Origin of the sequence: 'Fragaria x ananassa' phyllody phytoplasma, from assembly GCF_018274325.1 — a bacterium.
In the GTDB taxonomy this organism is placed as follows: Bacteria; Bacillota_I; Bacilli_A; order Acholeplasmatales; family Acholeplasmataceae; genus Phytoplasma.
In genome coordinates this window covers 1-17,049 of sequence record NZ_JAGVRH010000009.1, presented here as the reverse complement: position 1 = coordinate 17,049, position 17,049 = coordinate 1, and the positions used below count along the sequence as shown (strand labels likewise).

15 protein-coding genes and 1 pseudogene are annotated in these 17,049 nt (G+C 23.9%); 1 reads left to right on the top strand and 15 read right to left on the bottom strand.

Annotation, left to right across the window (positions count from 1 at the left end; translation table 11 throughout):
• Positions 1 to 347: 347 nt before the first annotated feature.
• From J8J04_RS02465 to J8J04_RS02405, 13 genes are all read right to left on the bottom strand, one after another.
• Positions 348 to 1,808: an MATE family efflux transporter gene (locus J8J04_RS02465; protein ID WP_212331959.1), complete on the bottom strand. Its 1,461-nt coding sequence runs from the start codon at positions 1,806 to 1,808 to the stop codon at positions 348 to 350.
• A gap of 174 nt (positions 1,809 to 1,982) precedes the next feature.
• The gene (gene rsmH, locus J8J04_RS02460; RefSeq protein ID WP_212331956.1) at positions 1,983 to 2,903 is read right to left on the bottom strand and encodes a 16S rRNA (cytosine(1402)-N(4))-methyltransferase RsmH; all 921 of its coding nucleotides are present in this window, start codon (positions 2,901 to 2,903) and stop codon (positions 1,983 to 1,985) included.
• A 191-nt stretch (positions 2,904 to 3,094) separates the two neighbouring features.
• Entirely contained in the window at positions 3,095 to 3,319 is a 225-nt protein-coding gene (gene rpoZ, locus J8J04_RS02455; RefSeq protein WP_212331953.1) for a DNA-directed RNA polymerase subunit omega, read from the bottom strand.
• On the bottom strand, positions 3,306 to 3,944 hold the full coding sequence (gene gmk / locus J8J04_RS02450) for a guanylate kinase (RefSeq protein WP_212331949.1): 639 nt from the start codon (positions 3,942 to 3,944) through the stop codon (positions 3,306 to 3,308). The genes rpoZ and gmk overlap by 14 nt, the downstream gene beginning before the upstream one ends.
• A gap of 205 nt (positions 3,945 to 4,149) precedes the next feature.
• The gene (gene leuS / locus J8J04_RS02445) at positions 4,150 to 6,612 is read right to left on the bottom strand and encodes a leucine--tRNA ligase (protein WP_212331946.1); all 2,463 of its coding nucleotides are present in this window, start codon (positions 6,610 to 6,612) and stop codon (positions 4,150 to 4,152) included.
• Positions 6,613 to 6,738: 126 nt separating this feature from the next.
• On the bottom strand, positions 6,739 to 6,969 hold the full coding sequence (gene acpP, locus J8J04_RS02440) for an acyl carrier protein (protein WP_212331943.1): 231 nt from the start codon (positions 6,967 to 6,969) through the stop codon (positions 6,739 to 6,741).
• 610 nt (positions 6,970 to 7,579) lie between these two features.
• Complete coding sequence (locus J8J04_RS02435) at positions 7,580 to 7,717, bottom strand: hypothetical protein (RefSeq protein WP_212331940.1); 138 nt, start codon at positions 7,715 to 7,717, stop codon at positions 7,580 to 7,582.
• Between the two features lie 310 nt (positions 7,718 to 8,027).
• On the bottom strand, positions 8,028 to 8,663 hold the full coding sequence (locus tag J8J04_RS02430; RefSeq protein WP_212331937.1) for a hypothetical protein: 636 nt from the start codon (positions 8,661 to 8,663) through the stop codon (positions 8,028 to 8,030).
• 104 nt (positions 8,664 to 8,767) lie between these two features.
• Positions 8,768 to 9,556: a 50S ribosomal protein L20 gene (gene rplT, locus J8J04_RS02425; protein WP_212331934.1), complete on the bottom strand. Its 789-nt coding sequence runs from the start codon at positions 9,554 to 9,556 to the stop codon at positions 8,768 to 8,770.
• Positions 9,557 to 9,570: 14 nt separating this feature from the next.
• Positions 9,571 to 9,768, bottom strand: coding sequence for a 50S ribosomal protein L35 (gene rpmI / locus J8J04_RS02420; RefSeq protein WP_212331931.1), 198 nt, complete (start codon positions 9,766 to 9,768; stop codon positions 9,571 to 9,573).
• A gap of 61 nt (positions 9,769 to 9,829) precedes the next feature.
• Positions 9,830 to 10,372 carry a translation initiation factor IF-3 gene (gene infC / locus J8J04_RS02415; RefSeq protein WP_212331962.1) on the bottom strand — a complete coding sequence of 181 codons (543 nt, stop codon included), beginning with the start codon at positions 10,370 to 10,372 and terminating at the stop codon, positions 9,830 to 9,832.
• 451 nt (positions 10,373 to 10,823) lie between these two features.
• Positions 10,824 to 12,017, bottom strand: a complete 1,194-nt coding sequence (locus tag J8J04_RS02410; RefSeq protein WP_212331928.1) for a glycosyltransferase — start codon at positions 12,015 to 12,017, stop codon at positions 10,824 to 10,826.
• Positions 12,018 to 12,255: 238 nt separating this feature from the next.
• Positions 12,256 to 13,437 (bottom strand): glycosyltransferase, encoded by a 1,182-nt coding sequence (locus tag J8J04_RS02405; RefSeq protein WP_212331925.1) that lies wholly within the window; start codon positions 13,435 to 13,437, stop codon positions 12,256 to 12,258.
• Positions 13,438 to 13,967: 530 nt separating this feature from the next.
• On the opposite strand from J8J04_RS02405, the gene J8J04_RS02400 reads away from it, so the two are divergent.
• Positions 13,968 to 14,687, top strand: a complete 720-nt coding sequence (locus J8J04_RS02400) for a hypothetical protein (protein WP_212331923.1) — start codon at positions 13,968 to 13,970, stop codon at positions 14,685 to 14,687.
• A 90-nt stretch (positions 14,688 to 14,777) separates the two neighbouring features.
• Here the strand turns inward: J8J04_RS02400 and J8J04_RS03395 are convergent.
• Both J8J04_RS03395 and J8J04_RS02390 read right to left on the bottom strand, forming a co-directional pair.
• Positions 14,778 to 15,068, bottom strand: a pseudogene (locus J8J04_RS03395) (hypothetical protein); the annotation flags it as partial.
• A gap of 298 nt (positions 15,069 to 15,366) precedes the next feature.
• The gene (locus J8J04_RS02390) at positions 15,367 to 16,485 is read right to left on the bottom strand and encodes an SVM family protein (RefSeq protein ID WP_212331922.1); all 1,119 of its coding nucleotides are present in this window, start codon (positions 16,483 to 16,485) and stop codon (positions 15,367 to 15,369) included.
• Between the last annotated feature and the right edge of the window lie 564 nt (positions 16,486 to 17,049).

Genomic DNA, 17,049 nt, shown 5'->3' with positions numbered 1-17,049 from the left:
TAGATAATTACGTAAAAAAATTATTTTATTTAAATTTTAGTATTGACAAGAATCTAATATATAAGAGTATAATATATTAGTTATGTCTTTAAATACTATTAATATAAATATATATATATATATATTTATGTTGACATAAATCTATTTTGAGTTATAATGAAAGTAATCAATAAACAATTTGTTTTTTTTGAGAAAAAAATTATATTTTTTTTCTAAAAAAAATGTTGTTCTTAACTGGTTCCATTTTCGTGGAGCTTATCAATCAATGCTAAAAAAAATAAAAATAAAAGTATAAAAAATAAAAAGAGACTTTTGCGAGTCTCTTTTTTTAACATTTTATCAATAAATTAATCTCGTTCAAATGATTTTTCGCGTTTTAATTTTAGATAAAAAGAAATAAAAATAGTAAAGGTAATGATAAAACATAGTAAATTACTAAGTAAAATACTTAAACCTACACCTGTAACGCCCCAATTTAAACAAACAGAAGAAAAAAGGAAGATAAAACATATACGAAAGAAAGATCTTAAAAAATTCAAGTAAAAAGAAGGAGCGATTTTTTTAAAAGATACTAAAAAATTAAATAAAATAATAGAGCCACAAGATAACCATAAACTAGTAGTTTCAAAAAATAACAATTTACGGAAAGCTTCTCTTTCTAAATCAGGAATTTGCTCCCAAACTTTATTATAAAAAAACGGTAAAAATAATTTATAGCCAAAACAGTTAACTAAAGTTCCTATTAAAGCAAAAAAACACATACATAAAATAATTTTTTTAAAAGCTTCAAAAACCCGATTAAGATTATTATGACCTAAATTTTGAGAAATAATAGCATTTTGAGAATCAGAAAAAGAATTTAATAAATTATAAAATATATTATTGATTGCAATAGCTAAGGTTAAAATAGCCCCAATTTGGCTACTAGTAAGGTTTTCGGGACCACCGTTATATAACTCCCTAACTACAATACTTACAATCAATTTTCCTAAACCATAAACACTAATGCTAGCGCAAACAGGAATAGCTAATTTAGAAATTTTTTTCATAAACTCTTGATCAAAACGTAAGTTTTTAAAAACAATTTTAAAGGGATTATGAAGGTCAAAAAACAAAAACCAAAGAGCGAATAAAGTAATAATAAAATTAGAAATAAAAGTCGCCCAAGCTAAAGAGGCGATAAAAGGGTAATATTTAAATAACACAAAAGATAAAATAATTTTACTAAAAGCATTTAATAAATTTAAAAAAAGAGGAATTTTGTTGTTTCCCTTAGCTCGTTCCAAACTTAAAAATACGGTATTAATGATGATGCAAACAAAAGAAAGAATAATCAAATTATAATATTGTTTTTGTTGTGCATATTCTTGTGGGATAGTACTAATCTTTAAAATAAATTTTAAAATAGGATTTTGAAAAACAAAAATACATAAAAAAGAAACTAACAATGATATTAAAATAGATAAAAGAAAAGTTTTAGCTAAATAAAGGCGCATCTTGGCGATATTATTTTCTCCATAAGCGCGACCTACTAAAATAACTCCTCCTGTGGCTATTGAAATGCCAAAAGGAATAAAAACACCTTTGAATAAATGCACCCGACTAATAAAAGTTATAGTTGCATCGAGAAAAGATTTTCTTTTTAAAATCAAAATATCAATAACATCAGATATATTTTGAAAAACCCAATAAATAATAATAGGGAAAGTGAAATAAAAAATAACTTGCCATAGATTTCCTTCTAGTACAAATTTTCTATTTTTTTTTTCAGTTATTAAAAATTTAGTCATTCCTTCTGTTTTAACCATTTAAAACCTCCATCTAATGATTTTCTGATTGGTTAACCAAACTTTTTTAATTATTTGTATGACAAAAGGAAAGGAAGGATACTATCTATTATCAAAAAAAACAAAAAAGTTATTATAATAACTTACATTATTATTGTAACATAACTAAATACAACTCTAAAGATAATTTAATATTTAATTTTCTAAAATATTAATTTTTTTTTCAGCTACTCTTAATTTAGCTGATACACTGCGTGGATTTTGTTGCATTTCATTTTGACTGGGAACAAAAACTTTTTTAGTAATAAGTTTCAAGGGAGAAAAAGGCAAATCAATAATAGGAAATTTTTGTGGTAGATCGACAATACTGTTTTTTTTAAAAAAATGTTTTACAATACGATCCTCTAAAGAATGAAAACTAATGACAACTATGCGACCATGTTTTTTAAGTAAATCAAGGCTTTGTATTAAAATTTTTTTTAATGCCTTTAATTCTTGATTAACTTCAATACGCAAAGCTTGAAAAATTTTTTTAGCACTATGTCCTTTATGATAACGATAAAAAAGATCAGTAATGGCTACTACATCATAAGATGTATGCAAAGGTCTTCTTTTAATGATTTCTTTAGCGATATAAGATGCTTTGGGTTCTTCGCCATAAAACCAAAAAATACTTTTTAATTTTTGAAAAGAATAATTGTTAACAATATCTTGGGCTGTTAGTTTTTGTTGTTGATTCATCCTCATATCCAAAGGGACATCATATAAATAACTAAAACCTCTTTGAGGATCATCAATTTGGCAAGAAGACAATCCTAAATCCAATAAAATACCATCTATTTGAAAAACATTTTTTTCAGCTAGTTTATCTTTTAAATAAGAGAAATTACTATGAATAATGTTAATTGGAAAATAAGGTGATATACTTTTATAAGCCTGTTTGCAGGCTGTTAAATCTTGATCAAAAGCATATAAAAAACCATTTTTTAGATATTTGATAATTTCTAATGAATGACCACCTTGTCCTAAAGTAGCATCTACATAAATACCATTGGGATTAATGTTTAAAAAAGCGATAGCTTCTTTTTTAAGAACTGAAATATGTTTAAAAATCAATATTTGCTCCTTTAAAAAGATGATAAAATATTTTTTTAATATATCAATAACTTTTAGCATTAGTTATTGATTAATTTTATTAGGGTTTAAAATAATAATAATAATAGTTAAATTACAAATCAACATTGTAATTTAACTATTATTTAAAAAAACAATATGTATTTAATTTGGTAAATTAATGATAATTTTTTTTATTTAAAGACAAATTCCACTTTGTCATGAATGATTTCCTCTAAAGCTTTACCAATTTCTTTATGACATAAACAATCTGGTAATATTTTTTTTTGAGTTTCGAGTACATGTGCTATTTTACTTGAAACATGTACTAACTTATATTTAGAATTAATTTTATCTAATAATTTATCAATAGAAGGATAACTTAACCCATCCTTATTGATTTTTTTACTGTTCGGCATAACCGTTATCCTCCAAAATTTTTAAATAATTGCGAATACTACGTTTTGTTTTAGCGTGTTCAGCCCTAATAATGGCAATAATACGATCAGCAGCGTTTGTAACATCATCGTTAACCACGATATAATCATATTTATAAGCCAATGGGAATTCTTTATTAGCTTTCATAATTCTTTTATTAATGTTTTCTGGAGCTTCAGTCCCTCTCTTTTTTAAACGTTCATAAAGAGCTTTTTTTTCTGGCGGTACCAAAAAAATAAAAACAGCGTTAGGAATTCTTTTTTTTCTTAATTGAGTAGCCCCTTCTACTTCTATTTCTAAAAAAACTTCTTTACCTGCTTTTAAATAATCTTGGATTTGTTGACGAGGAGTACCATAATAATAATCAATAAATTTGGCCCATTCTAAAAATTGATTCTTTTTGATGCCTGATTCAAATTCTTCTTTAGTTAGAAAATAATAATCTTTTCCTTCTTGTTCGTCTAAACGAGGTGACCTTGTAGTAGCTGAAATAGAATAAACAAAATTATGGTTAGTCATTTCAAATAAAGCTTTTCTAACAGTGGCTTTCCCCACTCCTGAAGGTCCTGAAAGCACTATTAAAAGTCCTTTTTTATTTAATTTCATGTTAAATTACCTTTTTCTTTCTTCAAAATTTTGATGTAATTTTTGATATTTTTTTATTTTTTAAATTTTTAGGATATTTCAGAAATAAAAAAATCAAACCAGGAAATAAATTATTTTGAAGAACAACAAAAAAAAAAAAAATTAGAAAAAAAATAAAATTATTGCTAAAAATGTAATTAACAAAAAAATTATCAAATAATTTTAATTAAGCAACTATTATATTTAACACTTTATTAGAAATATAAATCATTTTAACAATATTTTTTTGATAAATGAATTGATGCACTTTTGGTTCTTTTAAAGCTAAAACTTTAATTTGTTCTAAAGGGGTATTGCAAGATGTTTCTAAAACTGCTCTTATTTTGCTATTTACTTGAACTACTACTTTGCATTCTTTTGTTTGTAAATATTGAGGATCATATGAAGGCCATTCCATATTTACTAATTGTTGATTGTTGTTTAAAAAAACTTGATTCATTTCTTCAGTAATATGAGGGGCAATAGGGTTTAATATTTGTAAAAAAATTTGAATTTGCCTTTTTCCTATTTTATGCTCTTGATAAATTTGATTAACGAAAATCATTAATTGACTAATAACTTTATTAAACTTTAATTTCTCATAATCTTGAGTCACTTGTTTAATTGTTTGATGTAATAAAGGGTCTAAATTTGCTTGATTTTGATTAGTTATTTCAAAAGAAAACATATGATAAACTCTATTTAAAAAACGCTGAATGCCTTTTAAACCTTTTTCATGCCAACTTTTAATTTCTTCTAAAGGTCCCATAAACATAACATAAAGTCTTAAAACATCGGCACCACACTTATCAAGCATACTAGAAGCACTAACGCCATTGCCTTTAGATTTAGACATTTTAGTATGATCGTGTCCTAAAATAATACCTTGATTGACTAATTTTTGAAAAGGCTCTTTCAAAGAAACTAATCCTAAATCATATAAAAATTTATGCCAAAAACGAGCATACAACAAATGACCTACAGCATGTTCTGCCCCACCAACATATAAATCAACTGGTAAAAAATAATCTAGTAATTTTTTAGCTTCAACGGTATTTAAAGGAATCATTCCTAAATAGTTTTTTAAAATATAACCAATATAATACCAAGAACTACCTGCTAATTGAGGCATAGTATTAGAATCTCTACGATATTTTTGACCATTTTTTTCAAAATATAACCAAAAATGTGCTTTAGATAAAGGAGATTCTCCTGTTCCTGAAGGAATGATTTTATCTAAAATAGGCAATTCTAAAGGCAAAAGGGAGTCGTCAATAGTATGAATGCTATTGGTACTATCATAAAAAATAGGGAATGGTTCACCCCAATATCTTTGACGCGAAAAAACCCAATCATGTAATTTATAAGTATGATGTAGATTGCCAAGATGGTGTTTTTGAAGAAATTGAATCATTTTAGTTTCCGCTTGTTTGTTATCAAGACCATTTAAAAAAACACTATTAATATGTATGCCATATCCTTCAAAAGCTTTAATCATTTGACCATTTAAGTTATTTTCTTCAGAAGAAAGATAGTAAGTAGCAGGAGCTTGAATAACTGGAATCATTTTTAAATTATATTTTTGAGCAAATTCAAAATCTCTTTGATCATGACAAGGGACTGCCATTAAAATCCCTGTACCAAAATGAGGTAAAACATAATCAGCAATCCAAATAGGGATTTTTTGATTATTGCAAGGGTTAATAGCATAACTACCAGTAAAAACACCAGTTTTTTCTTTATTAGCACTTCTTTCTAAATCTTTTTTTTGTTTTACATATGTTAAATAATCATTAACTTGTTGCTGTTGTTGTTTATCAGTAAGTTTGAGCACTAACGGATGTTCAGGAGAAATAACTAAAAAAGTAACACCAAAAAGAGTATCAGGACGTGTAGTAAAAGCTTTTAAACAAATATTTTGTTTAGAAGAAACAAAAGACACAAGTACTCCTGAAGTTTTGCCAATCCAATTAATTTGCATTTCTTTAAGATTATCAGGCCAATCCACTAATTCTAAATCATTTAAAAGTCTTTCTGCATAATTAGTAATTTTTACAACCCATTGTTGCATCTTTTTTTTGATAATAGGGTGATTCCCTCTTTCTGAAAAAAGACCTTTTTCATTAGAAATCACTTCTTCGTTGGCCAAAACAGTACCTAATTTAGGACAAAAGTTTACTTCTATATTTTCTAAAACAGCCAATTTATTTTCATAAAGTTTTTTAAAAATCCATTGAGTCCACTTATAAAAATAAGAGTCAGAAGTTGCTAATTCTTTATCCCAATCAGCAGCTTTTCCCATACTTTGAATTTGTTTTTTGAAATTACTAATATTGTCATAAGTAAAAGTACTAGGGTTTTTACCAGTATTTAAAGCATATTGTTCTGCTGGCAAACCAAAAGAATCCCATCCAAAAGGATGAAAAACATTATATTGCTGCATCCTTTTAAAACGACTCACAATATCAGTGGCGGTATAACCTTCGATATGTCCAATATGCAATCCTTCTGAAGAAGGATAAGGAAACATATCCAAACAATAAAATTTTTTTTTATTATAATTATTTTGAGTTTTAAAAACTTTATTTTGTTGCCAATAAAATTGCCATTTATGTTCTATTTTTTTAAAATCATAATTTAACTTAGTCACTATCGAAAACCTTCTAATTGTTATTTTGTTAATTTTATCATTAATATTGCAAAAGTTAAAAACTTTATTATAGCCACAAAAAAACAATCAACAAGAAAAATATTTATAGAAATAATGCTATCAAAATTAAGAATTATTATTAGTGATATAGACTACTATATCTTCTACTGTTTTGAAATTTTGTAAAACAACATCACTAATACTAATGTTAAAGATTTTTTCTACTTCCATCACTAGTTCTAAAGCATCAAGTGAATCAAGTCCTAAATCTTCTTTAAAACGTGTTTTTAAAGTAATTATATTAGGTTCCAAAGATAATTGATTAGCAATTAAAATTTTAATTTTTTCTAAAATCATTATTTTACATTTCTCCTTCAAAAAAAATAATAATCACTTAATAATATTATACTCTAAAAAAACATGTTTTAGACAATACATTTATAATTACAATAAAATTATCTTATATTTAAAAGAAACAAACTAAATTATTGTCATTAATAATTTAGTTTGTTGATTAAAATTAATTTAATTTTGGTGGTAATAGTTTATTAAAATGAAATTTTTTGTACTTTTGTTTCATCTAATTGATTAACTAATGAAATTACAAGTTTAATAGTATTTTGAATATCCTTCTTATGAACTACATAAGTGTGAGAATGAAATATAGCGAACAGAGGAACAAATAATGTGGCAAAGAATAATTTCTTTAGAACAAAAGAAACTTTATTTTCAAAAAAAAAGTTAAATTTTTACAACAAGAATATTTGAATAATAAAATTATTTACCCTGATCAAAAAGATATTTTTGCAGCATCAATACTTCCAACATTACCGCCAACTTCTTTGATAGGAATTTAATTTTTTACAATAATTTCTAAAAATAATTTACGTAATCCTCGGTGCGTCTTTAACCCACTATCATATACTAAAACTTGTAATCCTTTACCTAGTGCGCGGGCTTATTTATCTCAATCTGGAATATCATTGGCAATACCGGTATCAACAGCAATAGCATCTAAATACATCGAAGAGATTTCTACCATAAGATTTCTTTCATGAAAAGTCATAATAATATGTGGCGGTTTGCAATCAGTAACTGCTTTCAAAGTCCTTTGTTAAGTATTAAAGTTACAAACTTGAGTCAACATTACTTGCGAAAACCAACTCTAAGAGTTTGAAATTTTAAAAATCCTTCAAGAAGTAATTTGAGTCACTACCAAACCAATTTCATTTAAATGACCTGCAAACATAATGCGAGAACCTAGAAGTTCCTTTGCGAGAAATTACAGAACCCAAATTATCATATTCAACAACATTTACTTTATTTTTAATTCAATTAAAAACATATTTAGAAACTTCTTTTTCCTGACAGGAATACAATTTAACATGGATAAATCCTTTAACAAAGTAACTAAATCAATCATTTTTTAAAACTCCTTGTTTATCATGAGAAACATGATTTTTCATTTTTTTAATTTCTATAAAAGTTAAATAAAGAAATTTTACAAAAGATAACAAAGATAATGTTTTTAAAATAATGGCTCTAGCGTTTTGAAATATAGGAGTATTTAAACCGTAACAACCAAAACTAAACATTAAAAGATATAAAGTAAACAAGTAAATGTTATCTTTTTTAAAATATTCAATATATAAGCTAATCAAACCATGTAATAAAAAAAGGATGGCCAAACATTTATTAAAATTAGTAAAAACAAACATTAAAGGATGATCGTGGTGAAGTTGATCAACATCTAAAATAGCTAATCCTGGGAGTAAAAAACCTGTTAAAATAATTAATACAAATAATAAGGTTTCAAAAGCGAAAATAAAACGCGTTCTTCCAAGAGTTTTTTTATATTTTTGAAAAACTATTAAATAAGTAAATAAAAGTAAAAAAATTCCTAAAAAAACTGTTCCTAAATGTATTGATTTAGTTATTCCTGGAATCTCAAAAATACTATCAAAATAACAAAAACATGCTACTGCAAGAAACAAAATAGCTACTAAAATAGAGCCTAAATTAAACTTTTTTCTTTTTTTTATTTGATTCATGTTATCTACTCCTTAATTTTTTTAAAAAATATAAGATACAAATGAATATTATTTGCCTTAAAAAAAACCCAAAAATATTTATTTCATGGAAGTGTATAATGATTTTATTTAATAATTTTTTTTGTTAAAATATCAATAATTTCATTTTTTTTTAATTTGTAAACTTGAGTAACTTGATGTTCCTTGGCTAATTGTTTTAAATCAGCAAATGTCATTTGAGATAATTTATCAAAGGACGATTTAGAAGCAAGAGGTTTATTTTTCTTATCAGAAATAAGGTGAGATAAATTAGATTTTTCTACATATACTTCTTTTTCATAATCCAATTTAACGGTTGCATCAGAATTTTGTTTTGGTGACACCACAATATTTTTAGATCCTTTATTTTGCACAAAAGATGTAGATTTTTGAGTTTTTAAAAATTCTGTTTTAATAGATGGTTTTGCTATTTGACTCTTTGATTGCAATATTTGTTCTTGTTTAGGATTGATTTCTGCTGTTGGAGTGTTTTTAGTAATGTTTGATTCTTGTTTTAATTGTTCTAAAGATGCTTGGGATAATTTAACATATTGGGCAAAAACATCTGGTTGTTGATAAGCTAAATCTGCTAAAATTTTGCGATTCACATCTACTTTAGCCAAAACAAGACCATACATAAAACGAGAGTATTTCATTCCCAATAACATAGAACCTGCATTAATACGAGAAATCCATAATTTACGAAAATCTCTTTTTCTTTGTTTACGATCTCTATAAGCGTATTGCAAAGAACGCATTACTTGTTCATGAGCTGTTTTGTAAAGAGTACTTTTAGAACCAAAATAGCCTTTTGCCATTTTTAAAACTTTTTTGCGACGTTGATGTCTTGCTGGTGTAAAACTAATTTTAGCCATAATTTAAATCCTTTCTATAAACCTCTAATAAGAGGTTTGATTCTTTTATAATCTGAAGCAGATACGCATACAACGCCTCTTAATTGTCTATTTTGTTTAGTAGTTTTTGATGCTGCAAGGTGATTTTTATAAGCATGACCTCTTAATAATTTTTTCTTTTTAGTAATTTTAATACGTTTTTTTAAACCACTATGAGATTTTTTTTTAATCATTGGATGATCACTTAACCTTTCTTAATTAATTTATAATAATTTAATCCAATTCCAATAATTTTTATTTCAAAGGAGACAAGGTAACTATAAATTGATTCCCTTGTAACTTTAAAGGACTTTCTATTTGACTCAAACTTGTTAAATCTTTAATAATTTTTTGTAAAATCACTTCTCCTAATTGGTGATTTTTAATCATACGACCGCGAAAACGCATACTAATTTTCACTTTATCACCTTGTTTTAAAAATTTTTGAATTTGTTTTACTTTAGTATTTAAATCATGAGTATCAATAGTAGGACTTAAACGAATTTCTTTTAAAACACTAATAGAATTATTTTTTTTAGCTGCACGATTTTTTTTCTGTTGATTATAACGATGTTTTTGATAATTCATTAAACGAGCTACCATTGGAACGGCATCAGCATTAACTACTACAATATCAATTTCTTTTTGTTCTGATAATTTTAAAGCTTCGTTTTGGTTAAAAATGCCTAATTTTTCTCCTTTTTCATCAATGATTAAATATTTTCCTTGTGGAATTTTCTCATTATATAAATCTTCATTATTAGGTCTTTTTTTTAATTTTGATTTAGGAAATTTAATATTTAAACCCTCCTTTTATTTTTATAAAGTGTGTTGTTTTTTCACTAAAGCTTAACAAATTTCAAATTTTTCAAAATTATTTTTGCAAAAAATTATCGCGAAATAAACAAAAAAAAGAAATGCATATTCAAAAAGCATTTCTCTTAAAAATAAAAATAATAGCACTAAAAATAAAAATATATTTAATTTCAAAAAATTAAATATTTGTGTGCTATTTGCCCAAAAATCAATTACAAGATTAATCAGGCGAGAGAAAAATTCTTCTTTTCACATATTTGGCATATAAATAAAACACAAAATAACATAAAAAATATTTATAAGTTTGCTTTTGTTTGTTTTTTTATTGTTAATGATGAAAACAAAACAATACCATTTATAATTATACAAAAAAAAATTATAAATAATACAAAAAAACTGAATATTGTGATTTTTTTATTACTTTTATCAATGTTTAATTATTTTGTTGATATTGTTGATATTTTGTTATAACATCAAGATAAAGTTTTAAAATATTGGCTCCAAAGTTTTCCTGGGAATAAAATATAACTACTTGTCTTGTTTGATTAGATAAATTCACACATAATTCTTTGGAATGAGATAACTTTATTAAAAGTTGTACTAGTTCATTCTTTTGGCAATAAAAAAAACCATTTTGACCATCTTTAATAACATTTGATAAAACCTGATCATAACGTACTATCAAAGGCAATGAAGCAGCTAAAGCCTCAATATAAGTTAATCCTTGAGTTTCAAATAAAGAAGCGTTGATAAAAACATCTCCTAATTGATAATACACTCCTAATTGCTCATAAGGAATGAAACCTAAAAAAATAACTTTATCACTAATACCTAATTTTTTAGCTTGTTTGATTAAATTTTTCTTTTCAGGACCATCACCAATAATAAGAAATTTAGTTTGAAAATTGACACAATTAAGTTCCGCAAAAGCATCAATTAAATAATTAATTTCTTTCTCAGGAGAAAGTCTGCCAACATAAAGACAAACAAAGAAATCTTGCAAATTTAATTTATCTTTTAAAGTGTTAATACGATTTAATGAATAATTTTCTTTATAAAAATTTGTTAAATTCAATCCTGTAGGCATAATTTTGTAATTTCCAGAAATTTGGTAATTTTCTTGCATCAAAATAAGAATTTTTTTAGTAGGAACAATTGTTATATTTGTTTTTGTAACAAGTTTTTTAATTCTTTTTTTAATATAAATAAACAATAGTTTTTGAATCCACACTGGCAAATGACTTTTTTGCAAAAAACATTTATGCATAGTATGCATCGTATAAACAGCAGGTATTTGTAATTTTTTGTGTATATAAAGACCTAATTGACTCATGGAAAATTCTGTATGAATATGAATAATATCTAGTTTTAAAAGTTTTATTTGTGATAAATATTTGGAAAAATTAAAAATTATTTTATAATCTGGTACCAGATTTCTAAATAATTTAATTCCTTGAATTCTAGTTACAAAATTTTCTTTTGGTACTTGTTTATTAGTTGTTTCTGAAGTAAATATATATACTTGATGTCCTAAATTTTCTAAACTACTTTTTAACATTTTAATAGAAGTTTGGATTCCGCCAATCCCAGGATCATAACAATCAGTAAAAATTCCTATTTTTAACATTATTTTATTTTCCCTTCTTGATTCATCAATTTTTTTATTTCAATTATATAAATAAAATCAAGTAATAATTATATATAATCTAACTGCACCCCGAAATTAAACACTTTATATAAAAAAAAATAAATAAAAAATATTTTTTAATCACTATTTGAAATTGTTTTGAACAATCTTTTTGCAAAAACTAGTAATTTATTTTTTAGTTTGCAACAACAACTCAATAGATATCAACTTAAAAAAATTATTTATATTTATTAATTATTTGTTGATATATATTAACTACTTTTTGTGCAAAATGTTTTCGGTCATAATGTAAAATAGATTTTTGAGTTTGAAGAGATATTTTTTGGCATTCTTGAGGATTACGATACAATTGATCCAATATTTGAATTAATTCTTCTTTGGTTTGAAAAAAAAACCCATTTTTCTTGTTTTTAATTACTTTTTCCAAAACTATATCATATCTAACAATTGAAGGCAAAGCAGCAGCTAAAGCTTCGATATAAGTTAATCCTTGAGTTTCATATAAAGAAGCATTGATAAAAACATCCCCTAATTGATAATATAACCCTAAATTTTGATAAGCCACAAAACCATTAAAAATTACATTATTTGAAATTCCTAGAACTTGAGATTGTTTACGCAAATTACCTATCATAGGTCCGTCTCCTATTAAAAGAAATTTACTCTGAGGATTTTTTTGATTAAACACAGCAAAAGCATCCATTAAATAATCGATTTCTTTTTCAAGAGAAAGTCGTCCAACATAAAGACATACAAAGTAATTTTTCAAACCTAACCTAATTTTTAAATTTTCAATTTGAGTTTTAGAATTATTTTCTGGATAAAAAGAAGCTAAATTAAGTTGTGTAGGAACAATATGATAATCACCTTTTATTTGATATTTTTTTTGAACATATTCAAGATTTTTTTTTGAAGGAACAATGGTAATATCTGTTTGTGAAATGAATTTATAATAAAGTTTAATAATTTTTTGTAATAAGAAATTTTTAAAATATTTAGCCAAAAAAGGTGAAATATTGTGCATAGATAATTCATAAAAAGAATGCATTGTATAAACAGCAGGTATTTTTAATTCTTTTTTAGCATAAAGTCCTAATTTACCCATAGCTACTTCAGTATGAATATGAATTATATCTAAATTTAGTGATTTTATTTGTAGTAAATGTTTTTTATATCTAAAAATATAACGATAACCTTTAAAAGATGGATTAAAAGGTATAGGAATTCCTTTAAATCTAATGATATTAGGATCTTTTTCTTCTTGCTTTGGAGAGATTTCTAAAGTGATAATAAACACTTCATGACCTAATTCTTCCAAACCTTCTCTCAAAGCTTTAGCAGAAACTATGACACCTCCAACTAAAGGTTCATAACCATCAATAAAAAAACCTATTTTCATTATTATTTTACTCCTTATTTGGTAGCTAAATGGTGTTTATATAATTTTTTTTTTACCACAACCCGAAAAAGGATTTCAAATCATTAGTTATTTTGAGCCTCAGAATTTTTGATTGTTGTATGTATTTTAAATATAAAAAAATATTTGTATTATTTTGCATTATTATATTAATTATATTATTTTTGTATTTGTAAAAATTTATAAAAAAGAAAATAGCAATAGAACATAGAAAATAAAAAACAAATAATAAATTAAAAAAACATAAATAATACCATTAAATTGACTGCAATTAACTACCAATAGTGTAACATATTCAAGTTTATTCATCAAAAGTTTTTAAAAAAAGATATTTTTAAGGTAAATAAAAGAGTAATATATGATTAAATTTTTTATAGATGAATAAACATAAATAAACAACAAGTTCAAAAATTTTGATTTTAAATAAAAAATATAAAAAAAACATATAAAATATTTTAAATTTTTAACAATATGGATTAAAAAAAAAATAATAAAAAGGTTGTTATGATTATATGAAAATAAATAATTTAAAACATTATCCCAAAAAAGTAATTAATTTTCCTTTAATTGTTTTAATTTCATGTTTTATTACTCTTTTTAGTATGCATGAAGCTGTTAATAATGGTAGAAAATGTTGCTCTTTAGGGTTATTTAGTAAACAAAATACATTATTGATTAATGTTTTTTTGTTGTTATCTTTACATCATCAATTTAAAAAATTAAAAATTTATCCTTATTTAAGTTTTATATGTTTAATGAATTGTTTTGTTATTATATTTTTTTGTTTATTATTTCCTGAAGAAAAACATATTTATTTCATGGAACACAAAATTTTAACTTCGGCTTTTTTATTTTATTATTTTTTTATTGACGATAGTTTAATTAATATTAAAAAATTTTATATTGGCATAACTTATCCTTTAATATATTTTTTGATTTCCTTGTTAATAGGTCGTTATAATCCAGATTTATATCCTTATCTTGAAAAAATGCCAGACTTATTTCGAAGCGATACCCTAAAGGTATTTGGGTTAACTATGATTTTTTTTATTATTGTAACAATATTTTTATTTTTATCTTTTTGTATGGTTAATGCAAAAAACAAAATCATCCAACAAAAATATGATATTGTGTATATTCAAAAATGTAAAAACAAATTTTATCAAATAACTTTTTTAATGATATTTTTATGTTTATTATTGCAGCTAATTTGCGCTGTTCCTTTTTTTTAGACAATTTTTGTCTTTAAAATGGTTCTTTAAGACTTAAAATTAAGTCAATAATTTCATATCTTTTCAAACTAACAAGACATTTTGATTAGATTAAAATGTGTCTAATATTTTTTCATAATTTGTTAGTTTCAAAAGATATTTTTTTAAATATTTTATCTTAAATTTTAAAAACATTGGATAGGTGGGAATTTGGTTAATGATTTTACTTATTTTTGCTGGAGATTTTTAGAATAAAAAAAGATCGCGATAAAGTAAAATATTTTTCATTTTACCAAATAAGTTTTCAATAACTGCGTTATCTCTAGGAGTTGCTTTGCGCGACATGCTGATAAGGAAACCTTTTTTAATTAAAGTTTGTTGGACTTTTGGGGATTGATAAATTGTGATTTAAATATAATATAATAATTTATTAATTTTTATATTAGTTATTTGATATTTATCAGTATCAATATTGTGAATTAAACAATTGGTTGGTAACATTATAAACATTAATTTCTTGTTGATTGTTATTTTTCATATTTTGTTCACCTTTCTTTTTTATTAATTTTAATTTTTAGTAATTATTATCTCACCAATTGTTGTGTGTTTGTGTTTTGATTTAGGCAAAAGAAAAAGACCCTGAAAAGAGTCTAATTTATATAATTATTGAAATTTATTCACTTATTTTATAATTTTAATATTAAAATATTTGTTTATATAATGAATTAAAAATACCCATATAAGTATTTGTTTTTTGATTTAATTCTTTTTGCAATTGTTTTATATTATTTTGTAGTTTTAAAGATTCTATTTTATTTTTTTCTAAAACTAATTTCCTTTCTTCACAAATTTCTTCTTTTTTTGTTAATTGATTTTTGGTTTTATTAATTTCAAATTCTAATTCTTTGTTTTTAGTTCCTAATATACCATTTGCGCTTTCCAAAACAACTATTTTGCTTTCTAATTGTTTTATTATTTCAATTTGTTTTTTGAAAGTTTCCATATTATCTTCAATTTCAGCTGTTAGTTTTAAGATTTTTTCGGCTTGTTTTTCGGTTTTTTGTTTTAATTTATCTATTTCTTCATCTTTTTGTTTAATAATTTCTTGTATTTGAGTTTCATTGTTTTCTAGATTTTTAATTTTTGATTTTAACCCTTTTATTATTTTATTTTGGTTGATATTTAATTGGTTGATTAATGCTTCATTGGTATTTCTATTTCTGGTTAATTCTTCTTGAATTTGTTGTATTTCTTTTTCTTGTTTTGATTTATTTTCTTTAGACAAATTTAATTTAATATTTAATTTTTCTATTTCAATTTCTTTAAATTTTATTTCTAATTGTTGAAATATTTCTTTATTTATATTATCTTTTTGAATTTTATTTTTTATTTTTAAATCTAATGATTTTTTTAACCAAATTATATATAAATTTTCAGCGCCGTTTCCTAAATTTTGTAATTCTTTTAAAGTATAAATATAATCTTTTTTATATCTTTTCCCTTTGTCAAAAAAAACAAATAATAAATTATGAGGAGGATTTTTGATGCGCCAACAAATATCATATTTACTGTTATCCCCGTTATAACATGGATAATCTAAAGTTAAATAATTAAAACCTTGATAAATATTTTCCCTTATAATATAAGACAAAATATCTTCTTCTTTTTCAACAAAAATATTATGAATTTTCATATTTCGATTACATATATTTTCGTTTTCCAATGCTGTTATTTGATTATTATTAAAAATAAATAATAATCCTAAAAAAGCAATTAAACAAAGATAAATTATTTTAAATTGTTTTTTTGATTTAAACATTAATTAAATCTCCTTTATTTTTATTCCTATCCCTCAGATGAGGTAATTTCGTAGAGGAAGTTGAGGGAGGATAGGGCAGAGATTGTTTGTTTTGATCTAACCTTCTATTTAAAAATCTAATAAATTTTTTTTTTAAATCTTCTGCATGGCTGAGTTGTTTGTTTAAGGATTTTTGTTTTACTTCCAATTTTCCGATTTGGGAGTTTAGTTATGATATTTTGCCTAATGAGTTCGTTTTTTTCATCAAAAGGTAGGGGAATAGGTGATAAGTACTCAATAATTTGAAAGTTATTTATTTTTGCTTTGGGAATTAACATTTATAACGGTATAAGCTCCACGAAAATGGAACCAGTTAAGAACAACATTTTTTTCTAAAAAAACAAATTATCTATTAATTATTTTTATTGTAACTCAAAATAAATTTATGTCAATATTAAAATTTAAATAAAATAATTTTTTTACGTAATTATCTAATAAAAAATAAAGATTAAGAAAATTAACTAACTACTAAAAAAATAAATAATTAAAATATTATTTCTTAAATTGGTTTATATTTATAGTTAG

What these genes read in the sequence shown, in the direction of transcription:
- J8J04_RS02400 (WP_212331923.1), top strand. Translation starts at nt 13,968, where the DNA reads ATGAAAATAAATAATTTAAAACATTATCCCAAAAAAGTAATTAATTTT.
- J8J04_RS02390 (WP_212331922.1), bottom strand. Translation starts at nt 16,485, where the DNA reads ATGTTTAAATCAAAAAAACAATTTAAAATAATTTATCTTTGTTTAATT.
- J8J04_RS02410 (WP_212331928.1), bottom strand. Translation starts at nt 12,017, where the DNA reads ATGTTAAAAATAGGAATTTTTACTGATTGTTATGATCCTGGGATTGGC.
- rpoZ (WP_212331953.1), bottom strand. Translation starts at nt 3,319, where the DNA reads ATGCCGAACAGTAAAAAAATCAATAAGGATGGGTTAAGTTATCCTTCT.
- gmk (WP_212331949.1), bottom strand. Translation starts at nt 3,944, where the DNA reads ATGAAATTAAATAAAAAAGGACTTTTAATAGTGCTTTCAGGACCTTCA.
- J8J04_RS02465 (WP_212331959.1), bottom strand. Translation starts at nt 1,808, where the DNA reads ATGGTTAAAACAGAAGGAATGACTAAATTTTTAATAACTGAAAAAAAA.
- acpP (WP_212331943.1), bottom strand. Translation starts at nt 6,969, where the DNA reads ATGATTTTAGAAAAAATTAAAATTTTAATTGCTAATCAATTATCTTTG.
- J8J04_RS02405 (WP_212331925.1), bottom strand. Translation starts at nt 13,437, where the DNA reads ATGAAAATAGGTTTTTTTATTGATGGTTATGAACCTTTAGTTGGAGGT.
- rplT (WP_212331934.1), bottom strand. Translation starts at nt 9,556, where the DNA reads ATGGCTAAAATTAGTTTTACACCAGCAAGACATCAACGTCGCAAAAAA.
- J8J04_RS02430 (WP_212331937.1), bottom strand. Translation starts at nt 8,663, where the DNA reads ATGAATCAAATAAAAAAAAGAAAAAAGTTTAATTTAGGCTCTATTTTA.
- rpmI (WP_212331931.1), bottom strand. Translation starts at nt 9,768, where the DNA reads ATGATTAAAAAAAAATCTCATAGTGGTTTAAAAAAACGTATTAAAATT.